General features: G+C 46.7%; 19 protein-coding genes. 10 read left to right on the forward strand and 9 right to left on the reverse strand.

From position 1 onward, the window contains the following. Nucleotides 1-151: 151 nt before the first annotated feature. The 4 genes from rpoH to ftsY all read right to left on the reverse strand — a co-directional run bounded on the left by rpoH (nucleotide 152) and on the right by ftsY (nucleotide 4775). Nucleotides 152-1009, reverse strand: coding sequence for an RNA polymerase sigma factor RpoH (gene rpoH / locus EKG39_RS18105; RefSeq protein ID WP_126507386.1), 858 nt, complete (start codon nucleotides 1007-1009; stop codon nucleotides 152-154). A gap of 384 nt (nucleotides 1010-1393) precedes the next feature. Continuing rightward, on the reverse strand, nucleotides 1394-2359 hold the full coding sequence (gene ftsX / locus EKG39_RS18110; RefSeq protein ID WP_126507387.1) for a permease-like cell division protein FtsX: 966 nt from the start codon (nucleotides 2357-2359) through the stop codon (nucleotides 1394-1396). A 2-nt stretch (nucleotides 2360-2361) separates the two neighbouring features. Then, on the reverse strand, nucleotides 2362-3054 hold the full coding sequence (ftsE, locus tag EKG39_RS18115; RefSeq protein ID WP_126507388.1) for a cell division ATP-binding protein FtsE: 693 nt from the start codon (nucleotides 3052-3054) through the stop codon (nucleotides 2362-2364). 32 nt (nucleotides 3055-3086) lie between these two features. After that, nucleotides 3087-4775 (reverse strand): signal recognition particle-docking protein FtsY, encoded by a 1689-nt coding sequence (gene ftsY / locus EKG39_RS18120; RefSeq protein ID WP_126507389.1) that lies wholly within the window; start codon nucleotides 4773-4775, stop codon nucleotides 3087-3089. A gap of 437 nt (nucleotides 4776-5212) precedes the next feature. Here ftsY and rsmD point away from each other — a divergent pair, with 437 nt between their 5' ends. Beyond that, complete coding sequence (rsmD, locus tag EKG39_RS18125; RefSeq protein ID WP_126507390.1) at nucleotides 5213-5794, forward strand: 16S rRNA (guanine(966)-N(2))-methyltransferase RsmD; 582 nt, start codon at nucleotides 5213-5215, stop codon at nucleotides 5792-5794. A 131-nt stretch (nucleotides 5795-5925) separates the two neighbouring features. Continuing rightward, nucleotides 5926-6216 carry a DUF1145 domain-containing protein gene (locus tag EKG39_RS18130; RefSeq protein WP_126507391.1) on the forward strand — a complete coding sequence of 97 codons (291 nt, stop codon included), beginning with the start codon at nucleotides 5926-5928 and terminating at the stop codon, nucleotides 6214-6216. Between the two features lie 551 nt (nucleotides 6217-6767). Here EKG39_RS18130 and EKG39_RS18135 read toward each other — a convergent pair. After that, a complete protein-coding gene (locus EKG39_RS18135; RefSeq protein ID WP_126507392.1) occupies nucleotides 6768-7331 on the reverse strand; it encodes a NapC/NirT family cytochrome c in 564 nt (187 codons plus the stop codon). A 407-nt stretch (nucleotides 7332-7738) separates the two neighbouring features. Here EKG39_RS18135 and EKG39_RS18140 point away from each other — a divergent pair, with 407 nt between their 5' ends. The 6 genes from EKG39_RS18140 to EKG39_RS18165 all read left to right on the forward strand — a co-directional run bounded on the left by EKG39_RS18140 (nucleotide 7739) and on the right by EKG39_RS18165 (nucleotide 15731). Then, nucleotides 7739-8269: a hypothetical protein gene (locus EKG39_RS18140; RefSeq protein WP_126507393.1), complete on the forward strand. Its 531-nt coding sequence runs from the start codon at nucleotides 7739-7741 to the stop codon at nucleotides 8267-8269. A 193-nt stretch (nucleotides 8270-8462) separates the two neighbouring features. Then, nucleotides 8463-8888 (forward strand): DUF2057 family protein, encoded by a 426-nt coding sequence (locus EKG39_RS18145; RefSeq protein WP_126507394.1) that lies wholly within the window; start codon nucleotides 8463-8465, stop codon nucleotides 8886-8888. 129 nt (nucleotides 8889-9017) lie between these two features. After that, entirely contained in the window at nucleotides 9018-9458 is a 441-nt protein-coding gene (locus tag EKG39_RS18150; protein WP_185817650.1) for a hypothetical protein, read from the forward strand. Nucleotides 9459-9743: 285 nt separating this feature from the next. Continuing rightward, nucleotides 9744-10328, forward strand: coding sequence for a heavy metal-binding domain-containing protein (locus EKG39_RS18155; protein WP_126507395.1), 585 nt, complete (start codon nucleotides 9744-9746; stop codon nucleotides 10326-10328). A gap of 25 nt (nucleotides 10329-10353) precedes the next feature. Beyond that, nucleotides 10354-12462: an efflux RND transporter periplasmic adaptor subunit gene (locus EKG39_RS18160; RefSeq protein ID WP_425470190.1), complete on the forward strand. Its 2109-nt coding sequence runs from the start codon at nucleotides 10354-10356 to the stop codon at nucleotides 12460-12462. A 131-nt stretch (nucleotides 12463-12593) separates the two neighbouring features. Beyond that, nucleotides 12594-15731 (forward strand): efflux RND transporter permease subunit, encoded by a 3138-nt coding sequence (locus tag EKG39_RS18165; protein ID WP_126507396.1) that lies wholly within the window; start codon nucleotides 12594-12596, stop codon nucleotides 15729-15731. An 89-nt stretch (nucleotides 15732-15820) separates the two neighbouring features. On the opposite strand, the gene EKG39_RS18170 is transcribed toward EKG39_RS18165, so the two are convergent. Then, the gene (locus EKG39_RS18170; RefSeq protein ID WP_126507397.1) at nucleotides 15821-17848 is read right to left on the reverse strand and encodes a methyl-accepting chemotaxis protein; all 2028 of its coding nucleotides are present in this window, start codon (nucleotides 17846-17848) and stop codon (nucleotides 15821-15823) included. A gap of 133 nt (nucleotides 17849-17981) precedes the next feature. Next, on the reverse strand, nucleotides 17982-18770 hold the full coding sequence (locus EKG39_RS18175; protein ID WP_126507398.1) for a VOC family protein: 789 nt from the start codon (nucleotides 18768-18770) through the stop codon (nucleotides 17982-17984). 225 nt (nucleotides 18771-18995) lie between these two features. Between EKG39_RS18175 and EKG39_RS18180 the strand changes: the two genes are divergently transcribed. Together EKG39_RS18180 and EKG39_RS18185 are read left to right on the forward strand one after the other, a co-directional pair. Continuing rightward, nucleotides 18996-19409 carry a globin family protein gene (locus EKG39_RS18180; RefSeq protein WP_126507399.1) on the forward strand — a complete coding sequence of 138 codons (414 nt, stop codon included), beginning with the start codon at nucleotides 18996-18998 and terminating at the stop codon, nucleotides 19407-19409. 221 nt (nucleotides 19410-19630) lie between these two features. Beyond that, nucleotides 19631-20821 (forward strand): GGDEF domain-containing protein, encoded by a 1191-nt coding sequence (locus EKG39_RS18185; protein WP_126507400.1) that lies wholly within the window; start codon nucleotides 19631-19633, stop codon nucleotides 20819-20821. A gap of 70 nt (nucleotides 20822-20891) precedes the next feature. Here the strand turns inward: EKG39_RS18185 and EKG39_RS18190 are convergent, their stop codons facing one another. Both EKG39_RS18190 and EKG39_RS18195 read right to left on the reverse strand, forming a co-directional pair. Continuing rightward, a complete protein-coding gene (locus EKG39_RS18190; protein WP_126507401.1) occupies nucleotides 20892-22115 on the reverse strand; it encodes an HlyD family secretion protein in 1224 nt (407 codons plus the stop codon). Then, entirely contained in the window at nucleotides 22108-22443 is a 336-nt protein-coding gene (locus EKG39_RS18195) for an MFS transporter (RefSeq protein WP_126507402.1), read from the reverse strand. The genes EKG39_RS18190 and EKG39_RS18195 overlap by 8 nt, the downstream gene beginning before the upstream one ends. Nucleotides 22444-22456: the final 13 nt, after the last annotated feature.

Here is a 22456-nt window from a genome sequence, read left to right on the forward strand (position 1 = left end):
GATGAAGGGAACATCTGGCACCCTGCGATCGGGGATAAGTACATCCATATACAAAGCTGATAACTATCCATCCATGGGTTATCAGCATAAATGTTCCGGACACAAAAAAACCTGCCGGAGCAGGTTTCAGTTATTCGGTACTGGAATCTAATTAGGCTTCCATTCGGCCTTTCAGCTTATTCATGGCATTCTTTTCCAGCTGCCTGATGCGCTCGGCTGATACCTGATAAGTTGCAGCAAGTTCTTGCAGTGTCGTCTTATCTTCATTTAACCAACGCGCCTGCAAAATATGCTGACTACGCTCATCCAACGTCTTGATCGCTGACAGAAGGCGGGCCTGGTTACTCGCTTCCAAGTTATCATTTTCAACTTGAGAGGCTAGATCTGACGAATGATCTTCCAGATAGTGCATAGGTGCAAAATCGTGATCGTCATCGTTATCGCTGGCGAGATCGAAAGCGGGATCCTGAGCGGCCATGCGTGACTCCATCTCGGTCACATCGGCTTTAGAAACCCCAAGATTATCGGCAACCATACCGACCTCTTCATCGCTGAACCAACCCAGACGTTTTTTAGATTTACGCAGGTTAAAAAAGAGTTTACGTTGCGCTTTAGTGGTAGCGACTTTGACTATGCGCCAGTTTTTAAGCACATATTCATGAATTTCTGCTTTAATCCAGTGAACAGCAAAAGAGACAAGGCGAACACCGACATTGGGATCGAAGCGTTTTACGGCCTTCATCAAACCAATGTTACCTTCCTGGATTAGATCCGCTTGTGGTAAGCCGTAACCGGAATATCCTTTAGCAACGTGCACGACAAAACGCAGGTGAGACATAATCAGCTGTTTCGCAGCCTGTAGATCTCCCGTTTCTTGCAAACGCTTGGCTAACTCATACTCTTGCTCTGGCTCCAACATCGAGATGTTGTGGGCCGAGTGAACATAAGCCTCCAGGCTACCGCTTCCGTGGGGAACAGTCAGTGCCATTGATTGCGTTTGATTAGTCATTCACGCTCCTACTCTTACAAATACTTTAAAAATTTAGCCGCTAACGATAAGTTCTTTAGCTGTTTTTTTACCCGGTCTTACAACAAGACACTGTTTATAGTAAAAAACTTACAACAAGATTAATATAATCTCGTTTGCCGCCTCAGAATCGATTAAGGTCAAGCTGATGAACTATCGGCGATCTGACAACTTATGTCAACCTTGGACCGGTATCGGCGAGTTATTTTTGCCCTATCATGGTTAACAAAGCAAATGAAAGTTAGTTAATAAAGGTGGGCAAGCAAACCTGAGAGATGACTGTGGTTGTAATACTCGAATGTCATGAGCGATGAGACAAAAAGGGTTTTCGTTCCATCGCCGATGACTCACTGTTCATCGTGGCCGTTATGAAGGCTCTATCGCCCTGAGGTGCTGGCGCACCGAGAGATACGATCCCAGCCAACCGAGAAATGAGGCCAAGCCAACTAACTGACCAAGTTCGACCAGAGTCAAAGACTGCATCTCCAACTGACTCCCATACAAGCCTAACAATTCTGCCAGTGCACTATCGAGATACCAGACGAGCAGGTTAATGATTATCCATGCGAGCACGCCACCTATAATGCCATACCAGATCCCGGTATAGAGAAACGGTCTCTGAATAAAGGCTTCGGTCGCACCGACAAGCTTCATCACCTCGATCTCGGTGCGGCGATTCATGATAGCTAAGCGAATCGTATTGCCTATCACCAGTACCACGGCTAACACTAAGAGCGCCGCAATGGCGAGAACGGTTCGCTCTAATAGCCTCACAACCGCCTGAAGTCGCTCCAACCACTCAATATCGAGTCGACCAAAACTGACTTCCGGTTCCATTTCTAACTTCTTAAGCAACTCACGCGCCCCGACCGGACTGGAATATTTAAGGCTTGGGGTCACGGTGACGACCGCAGGGAGCGGATTGGTATCTAAATAGGAAAGCGCTTCGCCAAACCCGGATAAGCGTTGAAATTCATCGAGTGCCTGATCGCGGTTAATATAATTAACGTCGCTCACTTCAGGGTACACTTTAATGCGAGTGATCAAGCTCTGAATCGTTCTTTCACTTCGTCCTTCATCAATAAACAGTGAAATTTCAGCTGCGCTATTCCATGATTGGGTGATGGTCTCAGCATTCTTAACCAGTACTTGTAGCGCCGCAGGTAAGCTCAAGCTGACCCCTAGTACGGCCATAGTCATAAGCGAGGAGACAGGGTTACGCCACAACTCGCCCATGCTACCCATGGCATGCTGGATATGGCGAATAAAGAACATCACAATACGACCCGAGATAGGCAACTTGCTTCTGGTTAACTGAGGTTTATTGCTCATCGTTATCCCTTTACCCCATCAGCCGAGGACGTCAGCTCTTCGCCACCCAGTACATGCCCGTGTTTAAGCGTCAGTGTGCGATATTTCATTCGGGCGATAAGCCCCAGATCATGGGTCGCAATCAGCACTGTGGTGCCAGAGTCATTAAAGGTTTCAAATAACCGTAGAATATCCATCGACAACTTAGGGTCTAAGTTACCCGTAGGTTCATCGGCCAGCAATAATGGCGGCTTATTAACGATAGCCCGTGCAATACCCACGCGCTGCTGTTCACCACCGGACAACATGATCGGGTTATGGCGCTCTTTGCCATATAGGCCTACCATATCCAATGCAGCTAAGACCCTTTTTTTTATCTCACCATGAGAAAAACCTTCGATCACCAAAGGCAGGGCGACATTGTCGAAAACACTTTTTTCCATCAACAGATGGTGACTCTGGAAAATCATCCCAATGTCACGTCTTAAAAATGGAACATCCGAGCGTGATAGATTTGCAATATCATGCCCGTTTATTAACACCCGGCCGGCATTGGCACGTTCGATCACTGTGATTAATTTGAGCAGCGTACTCTTACCGGCGCCTGAGTGACCCGTTAAAAAGGCCATCTCTCCACGCTTAAGGTGAAAGTTAACATCTGACAAGGCCTTCTGCCCACCAGGATAAACCTTACTTACCTGCTCAAATCGAATCATCTATTTCTCATTCTTTTTTGAAAAGAGCCCTACTACTTCTTCTCATCACTCTCTTGAGTAAAAAGCGCATCGACAAAATCTTTGGCATCGAAAGTACGTAGATCATCGATCTGCTCACCGACACCGATATGACGGATAGGAATACCGAACTTATCGGCAATCGCAAAAATCACCCCACCTTTAGCGGTACCATCAAGCTTACTGATTGTGATACCGGTAACGCCGACGGCTTGCTTAAATAACTCTGCCTGACTAATTGCATTTTGACCAGTACTTGCATCTAAGGTCAACATAACCTCATGAGGTGCAGACTCATCTTGCTTTTTCATCACCCGGATAACTTTCTTCAACTCATCCATCAGATGAGCTTTATTCTGAAGTCGGCCCGCTGTATCGGCGATCAGAATATCAATATTGCGAGCACGAGCTGCCTGAAGTGCATCAAACAACACCGACGCACTGTCGGCCCCAGTATGTTGCGCCACGACAGGAATGTCATTTCTCTGTCCCCACACCTGTAACTGCTCAACCGCTGCCGCACGGAAAGTATCACCGGCAGCCAGCATCACGGACTTACCTTGCGCCTGATATTGCTTAGCCAGTTTACCAATTGTCGTCGTTTTACCGACTCCATTCACGCCGACCATCAAGATAACAAAGGGTCCCTCTGCGTTTTCCGGGACCAGTGGAATAGAAACCGGCTCTAATGTCTTTTGCATCTCATCGCGCAAAATTTCATATAGGGCTTCACCATCTTTTAGCTGTTTACGGCTAGCTTGGTCGGTCAGACTATCGATTAAACGAGTTGTTGTTTCAACACCGACATCGGCAATAAGCAGCTGCTCTTCAAGCTCCTCGAAAAGATCATCATCGATCTTCTTACCGCTAAACAGGCCAACGAACCCGCTGCCGATATTCTCACTGGTGCGCTTAAGGCCTCGTTTAAGGCGGGCAAAAAAGCCCTCTTTCGTCGGTTTTTCCTGGGGTTCAGGTTGTTTTTCGGTCTCCTGCTCTGCCGCTGCTTGTTCAGCGTCCAGTTCGGCTTGCTTAGCCTGCTCTTCGGCAAGTGCCAAAGCTTCTGCCTCGATACGAGCCTGCTCGGCTTGCTTAGCCTGTGCTTCGGCAAGGGCCGCAGCTTCTGCCTCGATACGGGCCTGCTCGGCTTGTTTAGCCTGCGCTTCGGCAAGGGCCGCAGCTTCTGCCTCGATACGGGCCTGCTCGGCTTGTTTAGCCTGCGCTTCGGCAAGGGCCGCAGCTTCTGCCTCGATACGGGCCAGCTCGGCTTGCTTAGCCTGCGCTTCGGCAAGGGCCGCAGCTTCTGCCTCGATACGGGCCAGCTCGGCTTGCTTAGCCTGCGCTTCGGCAAGGGCCGCAGCTTCTGCCTCGATACGGGCCTGCTCGGCTTGCTTAGCCTGCACTTCGGCAAGGGCCGCAGCTTCTGCCTCGATACGAGCCAGCTCGGCTTGTTTAGCCTGCTCTTCGGCAAGGGCCGCAGCTTCAGCCTCGATATGAGCCAGCTCGGCTTGTTTAGCCTGCTCTTCGGCAAGTGCCGCAGCTTCAGCCTCGATGCGGACCTGCTCGGCTTGCTTAGCCTGATCTTCGGCAAGTGCCGTCGCTTCTACAGCATCTTGTGATTCCGTTACAACTTCTGTTTCTGGTGCACTAACTTCATCTTTCGACTTATCTTTGCGAAACCAGGAAAAAAAACCTTTCTTTGCCATGTGTAATACCAGTACTCAACTAACTGACTTAACTTTATAAACCGGAAGGCTAACAACCCCTTACTAAACGAACTTTTAAGTAAGCGTTGAAAACCATCCTGTCATGCATTTTGTATTTTTGATGTTTATCTGACGGCTCAATTCTGCCGTGGTATTTTTCTCGAACTCAACCGCTATAGTCCCCGGAAAAGAGTTCCCATAACCTGAACTCACTTTATGGTGCACATTATAACCAGCAGGCTATTTATGACCAGAAGATAGGAACAAATATGTAGAGAAACAAAGCATTTCCGTCATTAACTATTAGCTTTTCACCATTTAGTTCTGCTTTGAGTTAAAATAACGCCTTCAATCAAGCGGGACAGTCTACCACTTTCTCACTTCAGGCAAAATCGCCGTACTATTTACAACCAATAATTCGGCTAACAGGATTTCAGATGGCTAAAAATAGACCTTCCAGTGGTCAAGTACGTATCATTGCCGGCCAATGGCGTTCTCGTCGTTTACCCATTCAGGATCTCGAAGGCTTGAGGCCTACAACGGATCGCGTCAGAGAAACCTTGTTCAACTGGCTGGCCGGAGATCTTACCGGGGCTCGCATACTCGACTGCTTCGGTGGTAGTGGGGCTTTATGCCTGGAGTCACTATCTCGTTATGCGAGCTACGCCAAGGTATTCGAGCTACAAGCTAGCGCTGCACAGCAACTAAAAGAGAACCTGAAAACACTGAAGTGCGACTCATCTACTGCCGAAGTCATTAAAGGTGACACCCTGCAATTATTGGCGGTCAAGCCAGACGAAGGTTTCAATATTATCTATATCGATCCGCCATTTCGAAAAGGGTTAGCAGAGAAGACCATCGAGCTTGTCGCTGATAATGGTTGGCTCAATGAAAACGCACAGATTTATGTCGAAACCGAAAGTGAAACGGCACATCTGGCCGTGCCAGCAGATTGGGTTCAGCTAAAAGAGAAAAAAGCCGGACAAGTGATCTACCGCTTATATCAATATCAGCCTTAGGCTTAAGGTACTAGGTACTAGGTACTAGGTACTAGGTACTAGGTACTAGGTACTAGGTACGATAAGCAGACTAGCGGCATCATTTAAGAGTTTATAAACATTTTACGAGAACTATATTTTTCGAGAACATTATGAAATTTGTAATTACTACAGGTAAGGCGGTCACCCTATTTGCCTGGCTTTTAATGGCATACAATCTGATCATGCCATTTGAAGGCAACATCGGCATAATTCTATATATACTGCTGGCAGTCACCGCATTTATGCACTGTTTTCAGGTCGTGATATTTCACACCATATTTAAATCACTACTGCCTCTGAAAAGAAGTGACTACCTGAACGTATTCGTATTCGGAGCATTTAGTCTGCTGCAATATAGAAGCACGGTAATGCAGAACTTAGGGAGTGCGGAGACAAGGTAAGAGTGCCTAGGTTCGAGAGAAGGGATAAGATCAGGCAAGCTTGACCTTATCTCTCAGCGAGCTGATGGGCAATAAGCTCTCTCATTCGTAAAGTATCACCTTCCAAATAAACTCTACAGCCGCAGCCAGGTTATGGGTTATCAAGCAGTCCCCCCCCCTCTTCTCGCGTAAGCCACTAATTTCAGCCAGTAACTCTTGAAACCAAGCTAGTTCACTTAAGTTGTCTAAATCAATCCCTAAGTGCGGAAACCTTAGCTATTTATTATAAAGATGAAAAATTAAGCACCATAAAATCGAAGAGAGAACAACCAGTGTAGGTGTGGATATAGCTAATAGAGTTCCTGACACCAGTTGGCACTCCCGCCATCTGACCCATAGGGATATGGGAAATGTCTTTGAAGCGTCAGGAACGCTTAAGACCATGCCGTTCGCAGATAAGTACTTAAAAACGATAAGTCCATATACAAAAAAGCCCCGTTGATAACAACGAGGCTTCTTAGTCACTCAATATCGACGAATCGATACTGCTGGTTACTCAATGCTAAGTAGCATTATCCCTTAGGGTATGGGTGAGCAACGCCTTTGTGACAATCGATACAAGTCTTTCTCTTATCTTCAGCTTTCTTGAAGTTATTGCTATGCATTCTCTTAGCCATCTTCTTCATAGTCTCAGGCTGATCTTCGTAGATGCGCTTGTGACAGTTCTGACAAGTAGAAGAATCGATAGAACGCAGGAAGTCACGTGCGTGATCGGCCTGTTCTTTACGGTTTGCTTCTAACCACTCTTGAGTGTTGAAGCCATCGATAGTTAAGAAACCGATAATATCTTTAGATACGATGATCTTCTTAACAAGATACTGGAAAGGCTCTTGCGGAAGGTGACACTGTTGACATTCAACAACGATACCTGACTTACCGCCACCGTGTGCAGACGCCAGTACTTCATCCTTCAGAGAATGGTTACTGTGACAAGTCATACAAAACTCATCTGTACTTGTCGCGTGTAAAGTTTGTTGTGTAGCAAAGTAGCCAACAACACCGACTACAATACCAACCACTAGTAGGGCAAATATTGAGTATTTCGCGCTTGGTCTAAATAGTGCACGCAAGTTCATTACTCTTCTCCAAATTTTTTGATTATTATATCGAAACTTATGTTACTTCATCTCTTTAAGCCCGGATTATAAACTAGATCATACTGATTGATCTGGCTGAAATAGTACAAAATGAGACCTAGCTCTAACTCTATATTGCGAAATATAGAAAATTGACCTTTGCTCAAATTATATTCGGCATTCCTAAAGTTAACTCAAAGCGCTCACCTTAGCAACAGAATAGACCTAATCATTTGATTATCTGTGACTTTCATGTTTGTTAACATGGTTTTTATGTTTATTAACTTCTTAAATGAATAATATTTACCAGGAATTTCGAAATAAATTTATTGATGAGTGAAACTTTTTCCAGAACCTCTGGGTCTACTTATCCATAACCCATATTCAATTTGCGAATAACAATAAGTATGTCGAAGCAATTAGCACATTTGGTATTAATCATCTCTCTGGTAGGGCAATTTTTGCTTACACCAGCGATGGCTATGCCGAGTTTGTTACATGCTTTCTCTCACACTCAGATGTCGCTAATTTCTGGATCCGAGCACTCTGACTCCGAGCTTTCTAATTCCGAGCTAATGTCCGCAGAGACCATACCTGTTGTTGCAGATCAAACGCTACCGAATGACAACCTTCACTCTTCCACTAACATAGATACAGCCCCTGAACAAACCATGACACATGGCCAAAAAGACTGTGATATGGCGATGTCAGGCTTGAGCAATCATGATGGGCCTACTATCGATTGTGATGCGTTATGTGAAATGATGGGCCCTGGTGACTGCGTCTCTCACTGCGCCTCGGCAACAGGGATATTAACTCAACCTCAGATTGACCTGATATCGCAGGTATCAAGCGATAGAGTACAATCCGGCTCATGGTCAACTCAGACTGTTGAGCTGTCTTCATCCAATCCCCCTCCCAAATTTGAGCAAGCTTAACCTTTACCGTTATTAGCTTGGCGCATTCGCTGCGCACTCAATATTATATTTCTGCCTCAACATGGACAGATGCAAGACGCTGACAAAAATCGTATTAAAGATTGACCTAATAATTCAATGATCTAATCGCGATGAGAACAGCCGTAACTTGACTGCATTTCTGTCGGGGCACATGCTCAAATTGGAGTTTATTATGAAAACATTAATTACCGCTGTGGCACTTACCCTCGCAAGTTTTTCCTCTATCGCTGCAAGTGTCTCCTTTCCGGATTCTCTGGTTGTTACCGGTATAAATGGAGAGAAGAGATTTGATACTCATCAACCTCAGCTTTCAAAGGGGAAGAACTTAATTGAACTAAGATACCATGACATTTTTGAGGTCAATGCCGATGATTCGGGTGCTTGGGTAAAATCTGAACCTCTGTACCTTTTAGCTGACTTTGACGAACAACAGGAATATCAGGCAATCACGCCAAATATAGATAGTGAAGGTGAAGCCTATGACTTCATCGATAATCCGGTGATCACACTTAAAGATGCTCAGGGTATGAATAAGAGCGTAGCTCTACTCACCCACCAACAGCTGATGGCCAAAGTGTTATTGACGAGAAAAAACTAGCCTTAAGCTTGAACTCAATAGTGCATTGATTAGAAATTTATCATGTATAACTCTGATAAATGTGAATTACGTCAATGCGCTATTGCTTTCTCATGATAGACTTATCACAACTCATTATTCGGATGCATCATGTTTAAATCAGTACGCCGTCATGCTTTAGTCTTTTTGGCCTTGCTCGCTATGTTGAGCCAGGGCTTGATGACTAATGGCTTGTCGATGGTGAGAAATGCTGAGGCACATGAAGCGATGACGTCTGAATCACACGACTCAGACATGATGATGAGCATGGGAGATGGAGCTAGCTGCCACTCAGAACAGACAAGTAACACTGCCCATTGCTGTGATACTGAGCAGAACGAAGTGCTTCCCGGCACTGCTCAGAACTGCTGTGACGGCGACGGATTTTGCCAGGGTAATTGTAGCCACTGTCTTGTTATCTCTGTGACTGGTACTCTATTTTATGCTAAATCCTGGCCTGGATTTAGTCCTTCTCAGCTTGCTATGGCCACTCAAATGCCTTATTTCCACTCTATCTCGTTAACGACAGATCTCAGACCTCCTATAGCTTGATTTTACTGGCTCTTGCCAACGAAAATCATCAGTTTTATTGATTGATACGCTATATCTAAAAACAATTATTTATCGGTCCAATTTATATCAATGACTTCAGACGGTTGTTTCGAAGCTATCTACATCTCTTTGTAGGCTTCATCACAGCATAAGCTGATCACTGTAATTTATTGCGATTGCATATATTAGCCGTTAATTGTTATTCGCCTGCAAGTATTTCAAATGCCTGAAATACTGCACAGATAGGCGATATAACTCCGGCCATCTATACGATGGAGTGAATTTATGAAAACCTTGTTAAGCCTAGTTTTATCTGCCTTTATTTTAGTTTCTGTGGTGCCGGCAGCTTCTGCACATCAGCACGAGCATGGCCAACATGTCAGTGCCGATTATAGCTGCCCTATGCATCCGGAAGTTACCGGACAAAAGGGTGATAGCTGCCCTAAATGCGGTATGAATTTAGAGGCAAAAACAGATAAGGCTACTACCTCTAAACATAAAGGGAAAAAGTGTGACTCTTGCCCTAACCATAAAGCAAAAGCACATAAGGATATGCATGCAGATACCCATGCCTGTCCTATGCACCCAAGTGTTACCGGAAAAAAGGGCGATACTTGCCCTGATTGCGGTATGAACTTAACCGCCTCTAAAGCTGCTTCTTCTAAGCATCATGGGAAAAAATGCGACTCTTGCCCTAATCACGGAGCAAAATCGCATAAGGATATGCATGCAGACACCCATGCCTGTCCTATGAACCCAAAGATCACAGGAAAAAAGGGTGATACCTGCCCTAAATGTGGGATGAACTTAGAGCCGATTAAGACGGCGACTAAGGAAGCAGGAAAACACGCTGCTCACCACAAACAGTAGCAGATAAGAGCGGAGACAAGGCATTATGAGTCATTTTGAATCGAACAATAAGCGCAACAAATTAGCCTATCTGCTGAGCCTGTTTATGGTTATCACCCCGCAGTTAGCCCATTCACAACAACTTTTAGCTCAGGCGAATACAGCCGAGCATACGGCGCACAGTCACAGGGATACAAAAGCGGCAACTTACTCTTGCCCTATGCATCCGGAGGAGACCAGTCATGAGGAGGGAAGCCGCTGCTCTAAGTGCAACATGTTCCTTACTCTCAATGAAGAATCTGAGGAAGAAGGCGGAGCCAAGACTAACTTAAGTGCAAGCGAGCAAAAGACCTATGTCTGCCCCATGCACCCAGAAGAAACGAGTCATGAGGCGGGAAGTCGCTGCTCTAAGTGCAACATGTTCCTCACTCTCAATGAAGAATCTGAGGGAGAAGGCGGAGTAAAGACTAACCTAACTACCAACGAGCAGAAAACCTATGTCTGCCCTATGCATCCGGATGAGACCAGTCATGAGGCGGGAAGTCGCTGCTCTATCTGTAATATGTTCCTCGTCAATGAAGAAGTTGAGGAAGAGGAGAGCAGTTCTCACGCTAACCTTGCTACCAACGAGCAGAAAACCTATGTCTGCCCTATGCATCCGGACGAGACCAGTCATGAGGCGGGAAGCCGCTGTCCGATATGTAACATGTTCCTCGTCAATGAAGGAGTTGAGGAAGAAGAAGGCGGAGTAAAGACTAACCTAACTACCAACGAGCAAAAGACCTATGTCTGCCCTATGCATCCGGACGAGACCAGTCATGAGGCGGGAAGTCGCTGTCCGATATGTAATATGTTCCTCGTCGAAGAGGAGGAAGAGGAGGAAGGGAGCGTCGATCACTCATCTCATGATATGAGTAGTGCCACTGGAACCAAAACTGGGGACAAACACTCGGGTCATGCACATGAAGCTCAAGAGACAAAGACACCGGCAGATACCGTCTTCAATAGCGCCAAGCCAGACCTTCTCAATGATGAAGCAAATATCAAGTATGTCTGCCCTATGCATGCCCATATCATCAGCGATGTGCCGGGGACATGCCCAATCTGTGGCATGAACCTGGAAAAAGTTGAGCTAGGCGGAAACAGCAAGGAGATCCAAATTGATGTTTCGGGCGGCATGCAACAGGCATTAGCCCTTAAGGTTGCCAGAGTCGAGAAGGATACACTTTGGAAGTTTGTCCAAACCGTGGGCCAGATAGATTATGACGAAAGCCGGATAAATCATATCCATGCACGTGTGAATGGCTGGATAGAGAAGCTCACCATCGAGTCAGTCGGTGACAAAATTACCAAAGGGCAGCTGCTATATGAGATCTACTCTCCCGATCTCATCAATGCCCAGGATGATTTTCTGCTCGCGCAAGATACCTTAAAGCGCTCAGGAAACGATGCAAACTATAAAGACTTAGTGAGAAAAGCCGGCCTGAGGTTGGAGTTACTCGGCTTTAACAAGAGTCAGATTAAGGCTCTGGCCAAATCTAAGCAGACTCAATATCGAGTCCCATTCTACGCTAAGAGTGACGGCATAGTTAAGGCTCTATCTGTCAGAGACGGTATGTATATCCAGCCATCGACCGAAGTCATGTCTGTGGTCGATCTATCCAAGGTTTGGGTCATCGCCGATGTATTTGAAAATGAGCAGAGCTGGCTTGAGATAGGCCAGAAAGCCGAAGTCTCCGTACCGGCTATGGGTATCAAGGGAATAGAGGGGCAAATTGACTATATCTATCCGGAGCTCGATGCCGTTACCCGTAGCTTAAGAGTCAGAATCGTAGTGAAGAACAAGGGTGTCGAACTGAGACCTAATACGCTGGCTAAGATCGACATATTTGGTGGCCCCAACAGAGATACCTTAGTCATCCCCCAGGAAGCCTTGATTCAGACGGGCAAAGAGAACCGAGTCATAGTGAAGCAGGAGAACAACAGCTTTACCGCTCGCAAGGTGACCGTAGGCATGCTCAGCCAAGGCAAGGCAGAGATCAAAAATGGCCTTAAAGAGGGCGAACGCGTAGTGACTTCGGGTCAATTTCTTCTCGACTCAGAAGCCAGTCTCAAGGGCAGTTTAATGCGCCTCAGCAGCGGCCACCAGCATTAAAGGAGAGGGTTCATGCATAACAAGATTAACGATGAAGCCTCTATGAAGCGAAGGCTCACTATGCTGGTGATCGATAAGGTTGCAGCTCTGATAACCAGACTATCTACTTTGGATAATAGGAGGAGTAGGTAATGCTTAAGAAAATTATCGAAGCCTCTATCAAGCAACGTCTCATGGTATTGATCATCACGATTATGATCACTGTATGGGGTGTTCAAGAGCTGAGAAATACGCCGTTAGATGCCCTTCCGGATCTTTCCGATGTACAGGTGATCATTAAAACCCCGTTCCCCGGACAGGCCCCCAAGCTTGTCGAGGAGCAGGTGACTTACCCGCTATCCACGGCCATGCTTGCCGTACCCGGCGCCAAGACCGTTCGAGGCTACTCTTTCTTCGGTGACTCCTACGTGTATGTCATTTTCGAAGATGGTACCGATATCTACTGGGCAAGATCCCGGGTTCTGGAATACCTCAACCAGGTCAGCAGCCGTTTACCCCAAGGTATACAACCCTCTTTGGGCCCGGACGCTTCCGGAGTTGGCTGGATATTCGAATATGCCTTAGTGGACAGATCCGGTAATTTAGACCTGTCTCAACTAAAGAGCCTGCAAGACTGGTATCTGAAACTGGAACTCCAAAGTGTTGCAGGAGTCTCCGAAGTTGCCACCGTTGGCGGCATGGAACAGACCTACCAGATAGTGATCGAACCCGACAAGTTGGCCATCTATCAGCTGGATATAGCCTCGATTAAGAATGCGATTGCTAAGTCGAATACCGAAGCCGGTGGCTCGGTTATCGAGATGGCCGAAGCCGAATATATGGTGCGGGCCAAAGGCTATCGACAGACATTGGATGATTTCAGAGAGATCCCCTTAGGGATAACCAGTCCCTCCGGTACACCTCTGTTACTTAAAGATGTAGCTACCATTCGAAAAGGGCCAGCTTCCCGCCGCGGTATTGCCGAGCTCGATGGTGAAGGTGAAGTGGTTGGCGGCATCATAGTCATGCGATATGGCGAGAATGCATTAGCGACTATCGAAGCGGTAAAGAACAAGCTGGAACAGCTTAAAGCGGGTCTCCCGGAAGGGGTTGAGATCATCCCGACCTACGACAGATCTCAGCTGATCGAAAGCTCGGTGGAAAACCTGCTCCACAAGGTTGTAGAGGAGATGTTTGTTGTCGGCCTGGTGTGTCTGCTTTTCTTACTGCATGCTCGATCGACACTCGTTGCCGTGATCACCTTGCCTTTGGCTATTCTCATTGCCTTTATCGTGATGAACAAGATGGGGGTCAATGCCAATATTATGAGTCTGGGTGGCATTGCAATCGCTATCGGGGCAGTGGTCGATGGCGCCATCGTCATGATCGAGAATATGCATAAGCATCTCGAGCATTTTAAAGAGGAATATCAACGCCCGCCAAACAACCAAGAGCACTGGAAGATCGTCACAGAGGCGTCCATAGAGGTCGGTCCCGCACTGTTCTTCTCACTGCTGATCATTACGTTAAGTTTCGTGCCGGTCTTTGCATTAGAGGCTCAGGAGGGACGGTTATTCAGCCCCCTTGCCTATACGAAGACCTTTGCGATGGCCGCAGCGGCCCTGCTGTCAATAACCTTAGTGCCAATTCTTATGGGCTTCTTCATTCGAGGAAAGATCCCTAAAGAGACCAGTAATCCAATCAGCCGGGTGTTGATAGCAATCTATAAGCCCGCGCTGACTCTGGTGTTAAGGTTTCCAAAGATCACACTCGTTGTCGCCGTCATAACCCTACTCAGCGCCTGGTATCCTCTGAATAACTTAGGCAGTGAATTTATGCCTGAGCTTGAAGAGGGCGACCTGCTCTATATGCCTACCGCACTACCTGGGATCAGTGCCAGTAAGGCGGCTGAGATACTGCAGCAAACCGACCGCCTGATAAAAACGGTACCTGAGGTCAAGCGGGTATTTGGTAAAGTCGGCAGGGCCGAAACGGCAACCGATCCTGCGCCGCTGACGATGCTTGAAACCACCATCATGTTGAATCCGAGAGATGAGTGGAGAGAGGGCGTCGAGCTACAAGATATTATCGACCAGTTGCAACAGACGGTAAAAGTTCCCGGCCTGACTAACGCCTGGGTTCAACCCATCAAAACCCGCATCGATATGCTCTCTACCGGTATCAAGACTCCGGTAGGCATCAAGATAACGGGCGCCGATGTCGATGAACTGCAGAAAATTGGTACCAATATCGAAGCCATACTCAGTAAACTGCCCAATACCAAGTCAGCCTATGCCGAGCGGGTTGGCGGTGGCCGATATATAGATATCACGCCTAAACTCGATGTGGCCTCCCGCTATGACATGACGCTCACCGACATACAGGATGTGGTCCGTTATGCCATCGGCGGCATGGAGATAGGCGAGTCGGTACAGGGCGCGGAGCGATATCCGATCAACCTGCGTTACCCCAGAGAGCTCAGGGATAATATCGAGAAACTCAGGGAGCTTCCCGTGATCACCAAGACGGGGCATTACCTACCGCTGCGCAACCTGGCCGATATAGAGATCACCGATGGGGCACCTATGCTCAAGAGTGAAAATGGTCGCCTGATATCCTGGGTATTTGTCGATATTGAGGGCACCTCAATTGGCGAGTATATCGATGAGGCTAAACTGGCGCTGGATAACGAACTCACTATACCTCCCAGGTATAGCTATGGTTTCGCTGGCCAGTATGAGTATATGCAACGAGTCGATGCCAAACTGAAAAAAGTGATACCTATGGCACTCGGGGTTATCTTTATTCTGCTTATGATGACTTTCGGTTCGACACTGCAGGCCGGAATTATCATGCTCAGCCTGCCATTTGCCTTGGTTGGCAGCACCTGGTTACTCTATGCGCTGGAATACAACATGTCGGTTGCTGTCGCGGTTGGTATGATTGCACTAGCCGGGGTAGCGGCCGAATTCGGGGTGGTGATGTTGGTCTATCTGAATAACGCCATCAAGCACAGAAAAGAGACGGGTGGCTATGAATCTGTCACAGATCTGAAGGAAGCCTTAATCGAAGGTGCAGTCATGCGCATTCGCCCAAAGGCCATGACAGTTGCGACCATCTTCTTCGGGCTCTTGCCCATCATGTGGGGCGCGGGGTCGGGTAATGATGTGATGCAGAAGATCGCCGCACCTATGATAGGCGGCATGGTCACGGCCCCTTTACTATCACTTTTCGTGTTACCGGCACTTTACCTGATAATTTACGGCAGAAAGCTAAACTCGACACAGTAATACCAATTGGTATCTGTCGTCATTAATAAAGAGCACAGCCCATTGATGGGCTGTGCTCTTTAGTATCTAAAACAACACTCTGGACAAGCTTATAAACGAAATCGCTTCACGGAACGGGTAAGCGAACGCGCAAGTTCATTCACCTCTGCACTGCGGTCGGCCACCCCACTCGCCTCTTGGGCATTTTGATTAGCAGTACTCAGGGTTTCCCCCATGCTGACCTCAATATTCTGACTATCGGCTAACTGTTCATCTGCGACCTGAGCAATATGTTTACTCATCTGCTCAATCGTACTCAAGGAGGCATCCATATGTTCAATCGCCAGTCCCAGTTCCCGACTCTGAATGACGCACTGTTCCGCTTTAGACTGCCCGAGAGAGATGGAGTCGGCTACCGACTCGGTTTCCTGCTGCAGCGCCGTAATTGTCGTCTGGATCTCGGCGGTAGACTCTTGGGTTCGCATCGCTAAGGTTCGCACCTCATCGGCAACCACCGCAAACCCCCTGCCATGCTCGCCCGCTCTGGCCGACTCAATCGCCGCATTCAGCGCCAGTAGATTGGTCTGTTCGGCTATTCCGACAATCGTATCTAAGATCCCACCGATATTTTTACTGTGATGACTCAAGCGAGACATCACCTCTACCGACTCACTGAGCCCATTTGACAAGTTTTGAATCGTTTCGCTGTTAGTACCTGCTATGCCTTTAATTTCACGACTGCTTTTTGATGCCTGAGTCACGTTGTCGGCAGTCGTATCGGCTTCATTCTTAACCACAGTCGAGCTAGCAAACAGCTGCTCGGCTCTTAATCTGACGTTTTCCACCCGTTCAATCTGCTCCGCGGCGACAGATGCAATACGCTGACTCTGCTGACTGGAGGCTAACGCTGAATCATCAAGAGAGTGTGCATTTTCACTAATCTCATTGAGCAACTGAGTCAGATCCTGAGACAACTTATTAATATTGTCGGTCAAGGTGCCGAACTCATCATCAGTTCGCTTAGTGATACGCTGAGACAGATCCCCGTCGGCAATACGTGCCAGAGCACGATTAACAGATTGAAGGGGTCCCAACATGGCTCTGGTGGTAACGATTGAGATAAAGCTCGCCATCAACACCAATGCGAGTATAATGGCCAAAGTCTCACCGGCGGAGATCTTATCTTTTGCCGTTGCTTGCAATTGAACCAGGCGTTGGTCGGCTAAGTTGGCCAGTAGATCGAGTTGCTCATAACTGGCTGCGAAGCTCTGCTCTGCCTTAGTGTAAGCCCCCTGTGCTAGCTCCCCTTGGTCTATGATGCGATGCTGCAACAGGTACAGCTCTCCAGGTTGAAGTAAATATTGCTTCAACAGATCTACTTTTTGGGAAAACTCTCCCATGGTGGCTTGAATGCTTAAGGGTTCGGCCTGCCTTCTTAAAAAATCGAAATTAGTTGTCAGGTTACTCATTAAAAAGCCAATATCTTCCTGATGAGCCGTCACTCCTGAAGCGATATCGACTCGAGTCAGTCCGGACATGGTATTTCCCATGGTAAATAACATGTCATCGATTCTGGTGCCCGTGCCAATGACCTCTTCTAACAAACGAGCCTCTTGTGGAGCCGAAATCAGCTCCAGATCGAGCATCATGTTACTCGCATCGAAACGGTCTTTTTCAAACTCTTTGTAGCGCTCTTGAAACCTGCGTTCAGTTTCTATAATGGTCATCTTTGCCTCAAACAATTTATTACTCTCTGCAAGAAATTGTCGAAACTCCACTTCGGCCAGCTTAAGTGAATTGAGCATTTTACTCTGATCCAAGACTTTGCCCTTAAGCCTGGATAACTCCTTATCATAGCGGTTTTGTAACTGAATAAATTGATTCTGACTGCTGTCCAGTTCGGAGCGCTCTTTGTGAGTGTTAGCGACGGCTAATAACTTTACCATCTTCAGGAGTGTCAACTGCAGCGCATGGCTCTGCTTTAACACCGGCACAGCCAGCGTTTCAACATTTTGATTGGCAAGATTTATCTGACTAAGGGAGTAATAGAAAAAGCTGCTGCCAGCAATGAGCAGCACACCAATAGCGCTAAAGCCTAAGGTGATTTTTTGTCGAATGCTAAACTGTAAATTCATCATAGACAAACCTATATTTAACGCACTGAAGTCAAAACCTAAGCGGCACGACTTAACCCGAATTCAGGTTATTTAATAGTATTTAAGTTTAGCGCAATTTTTCACCTCTCATAAATGAAGAGTCCAAATGCTCTCTTTAGCTATTAAGCGCAATCACTGAGAAAAAACCACCCTGGGGATCATTGATAACGGCAAAGCGCCCCACTTTCGGAATATTGGTGGGAGGTACACAAATTTTGCCACCAAGTTTGGCCGCTTTAACCACTGTTTCATCGCAATCTTCCACGGTAAAATAGAGCATCCAATGGGGTGCGATATCTCCCCACTCCTCCGTCATCTCCATCATGCCGCCAAAAGATTGCCCATCAACCAGCCACTCTGTGTATTCAAAATCCGGCATATCACCGGGCTGCACCTTCCAGCCTAAAATTTTAGGGTAAAACTGTTTTGCAAGCTCAGTATTTCGGCAGGCTAACTCTACCCAGCAAAGCGTCCCAACCTCTCCTCTTTTCCCCGCACCTATATGCTCACCCGCTTGCCATATCGCAAACTTTGCCCCTTCGGGATCACTGAGCAAGGCCATTCTGCCTGCCGTACCGACATCGTGGGGTCCAAGCAACAACTCCCCGCCACAGGACCTCGCTAGCTCTATGGTGTCATCGACACTATCGACGGCAAAGTAGACGGTCCAGTTAGTCGGCTCTCCCTGAGAGCTCATCTCTGCATGCATCTGATAAGCTGCACCTATCTCATCGGTTTCGTCACCAATGACCAGGTTAAACATGGTATATACGCCGTCAGGAATAGGCATATCCTGCAAACTCCAGCCTAACAAAGCACTATAAAAATGCTTTCCCGCACTCGCATCGTGACTGGCGAGCTCAACCCAACATGGTTGCCCCTGGATATATCGTTCGACTTTCATAAACAGCACCTTTGGCTGACAAATAGAAACAATAAATAATCGTATCTAACTGAATTTAGTTAAGCTTGTTTTGTGATTTCTGTCTATGCTAAATGAAATATAGTTACTCGCTTTGGTAAATATAGAGTATGTATAGCAATTTAAGCCGATATAGATACTATTTTTAAGATTAGGAAATGTAACGAATTTTAAGTCTCAGGATGAAAACGATATTAAGGAAAGCCAATGTCATTGACTCAAAAACAGATCCTTTTAGTGCAACATTCATTCTCTCAGGTCGAGCCCATAGCAGATCAGGCCGCCGACATTTTTTACGGTGCACTTTTTAAAATAGACCCCTCACTAAAACCTCTCTTTCGAAGCGATATAAAGGTGCAGGGACGCAAGTTGATGACAATGTTAAAGGCTGCCGTAGATGGCCTAAACGATCTCGATGCCTTAGTGCCAGTCCTGAAGCAGTTAGCCGAAAGGCACAATGGCTACGGTACGAAAAAAAGCCACTTCACTCCGGTGGGAAACGCTTTACTCTACACCCTGAAAACCGGGTTGGGAGAAGCCTACACAGAGGAGGTAAGACAGGCGTGGATCACGGTTATTCATCTGGTTGCCGACACGATGAAGCCAGAGATCGCAGCCTGATAAGTAAACCGCTATTAAAAACAAAATAAACTCCATATACTGCTTTATGTATAGGGGAATTATGTCGTCTTATATTTCTGTCCGATATAACTATCCGAGAGTTCAACGGCTTAACTCGCTTTGAAAATTCAACTCGAGTCGAGCCTGATTGTGAATGATTGTGAATGATTGTGAATGATTGTGAATGATTGTGTAAGCTAAAGTCATCATTGAGGTTTGTTTTGTCTGCTTTTTATCATAGATGTCGCTATTTCTTTCTTCCTCTGCTTGCCACTGCTTTTTCAATCGGCTTGCTTCAGTTTACTCAAGCCGATTGGCAAATTTGGCAGGGAAGTATCGACCAGCTTCCTTTTTGGCTTCTCGTCACTACAACCGCCCTTGCACTGCAATTTAATCGTAGCCGTTTAGCCTATCTCGCTATGCTGCTGTTGCTGTTTTATGCAGAAACACAGCACCAACTCGTTCCCTCGTCTCTTAGTTCGTACACTGAAGCACTCTTTCTAGGCGGGGCATTAATTATCACCTGTTTCTCCTTCTTCAAAGATAGGGGGCTACTCTCTCCCCACACTCTGGTTAGGCTTTTCGCAATTTGCATCAGCTTTGTCATGGCCTACGGTTGGCTATGGGGAATTGAACATTTTCAAGCAGAGATCACTGCTAAGTCACCTTTGAGTCTCTCCTTTCAACTGCAAGCGGCTCTCCCCTTATACCTATGCGGTCTTCTCCTGTTAATTCGTACTCTATGGCAAACGAATCTGGTCAATACATCGATACTCATCACCTTCGTCATATGGGTGCTTAATAATTTAACCCCCGGGCAGCTTCCACTTTCCGTGCTTTTTTCGGCACTCGCGGTCATATATCTGTTTACTATCTTAATCGACTCCTACTTCCTCGCTTACCGCGATGAACTCACAGGGCTCGCATCGAGACGGGCACTCTATAACTTAGTGCTCTCCCTTGGCCGAAAATACAGTGTAGCTATGCTCGATATCGATCATTTTAAAAAGTTTAATGACACTTATGGCCACGATGTTGGCGATCAGGTGTTAAAACTCGTTGCCGCAAAAATGGCTCGCGTATCCGGAGGCGGCAAGGTATTCAGATACGGGGGTGAAGAGTTCACCATCGTCTTTCCCCGCAAAGACACGGACTCGGTTATCGATCACCTCGAAGATGTCAGAGAGTCCATCGAGGAGTATCGAATAGTATTACGGGACGATAAACGCAAGCAAAATACGAAAGCAAAGCGTAATGCTGCCAGCAAGTCAAACAAGAAAACCGTCAGCGTAACTATCTCCATAGGGGTTGCCGAAAGGCAAGGTGGTGAGACGTTCGAACAAACGATGAAGGAAGCGGATAAGGCCCTCTATAGAGCCAAGAAGAAAGGGCGCAACCAGATCTGTACCTGAGTTGATTCGCACATCTACAAATGAAAGTCCCGACAAGATACCTATCTTGTCGGGACGAATACCAATGACATCAAATAGAATAGAAGTAATAGATTTGCGACTTCATCCTGATGATGATCCCTCTAATCACATCAAGAAATGCGAGAAAAGAGATAGGTTTCTCACCCGAGATCCACGCCAGTCCGACCGAGCCAACCGGAATATCATAATCCTCAGTTTCATTTAATTTCAGTCGCACAAAATGATGTTTATTATTCAGGTTCTGTCCGGTCGTCTGACGGACATTATCATCACGGGCAAACAGACTTCCCTGGGACTCTCCTGTCGCTTCGATGATCCCCTCGACCTCTGCATTAAACACCTTTCCCGGATAGACTGCCGATGCAAACTCGGCATTCTGACCGACTTTTACGTTACGAATAGCCTGATGGTTAACCCGCATCAGCACATACTTTTCATTGGTATACATCTGTATGCGCGGCACCATGCCAACAAACTGTCCCTCTCGCATAATATAGTTCGTCAGATAACCATCTGCCGGAGCATAGACCTTAGTGTTATCTAAGTTCCATTGAGCCTGAGCAACGCTCTCAACCTCACTCATATAATCTGACTCGCTACTCTTAACTGCTAACTCAGCTTTTTCAATATTCAGCTTTGCCTTATGCTCGGCCAAACTTGCCTTATCAATTTGAGAGCTATATGTATGTACATTGGCCTTGGCCAGATCTATTCCATTCGTCTGCTCATCCATTTGGCTCGCCGTAATGGTATTTGGAACGACTCGATTCTGCTCGATATACCGTTCCAACATTTTCTGTTTCCAAAGTAGATCTTTGGTTGCTGCCGCTAACTGGTTTTTGACTATCTCGATATCGGTTATCGCGGTCTGATACTCTTTATTAGCCAGCTTCACATCCTCTTTAGCCACCGACAGGGACACATTGGCAGACTCTTTAGCAACCAGAGCCTTATTGAGCGCTATCTGATAGGTCTCATCATCGAGTTCATAGATTAACTGCCCTGCCTCAATCTTCTGATTAGGCTCAACATAGATCTGTTTCACCTGACCTTTGATTTGACTCGAAGCCGGTCTGAGTTGAATATGTGGTGACTGCACCAAGGAGCCCCCGGATAGATCCATAGGAGTGAAATTCAACAGACCAACCCACACAAACAGTAACCACCCACCGCCGCCCACATAAGCAAAACTCTTACTATATTTGTTCCACGGCATACCGACCATGCGGAGCAGGTAGATGAAAAGCGCCCATACGGCTAAACCTTCAAGCATTATTTCTCTCCTCTACGCTGCTTTGCCTATTTTCACTTGGCTCATGCCAGATATCCCGAAGACGTCGCAATGCTTTCTCACCATCGATAAAGGCCACAAACACAGCTAATACCCATACCCAATGCCAGACAAAGCCGATCCAGGTGAGCGCCGTAATCAGCCCTATCTGATGATGATCCTCTTTATGAGCTTTATTGATAGGCAATTCATGGATTTTCCAAAAACCTATGGCCAACGCTGTAACAGTGCCAACCATGACAACCAAGGCCACAACATGCAGCGCCGTATCTGCGCCAGTATCGACAAATGGCATACCGAGTAAACTCATGAAAATGGTCTCT

The organism is Shewanella atlantica, assembly GCF_003966265.1.
Classification (GTDB): domain Bacteria; phylum Pseudomonadota; class Gammaproteobacteria; order Enterobacterales; family Shewanellaceae; genus Shewanella; species Shewanella atlantica.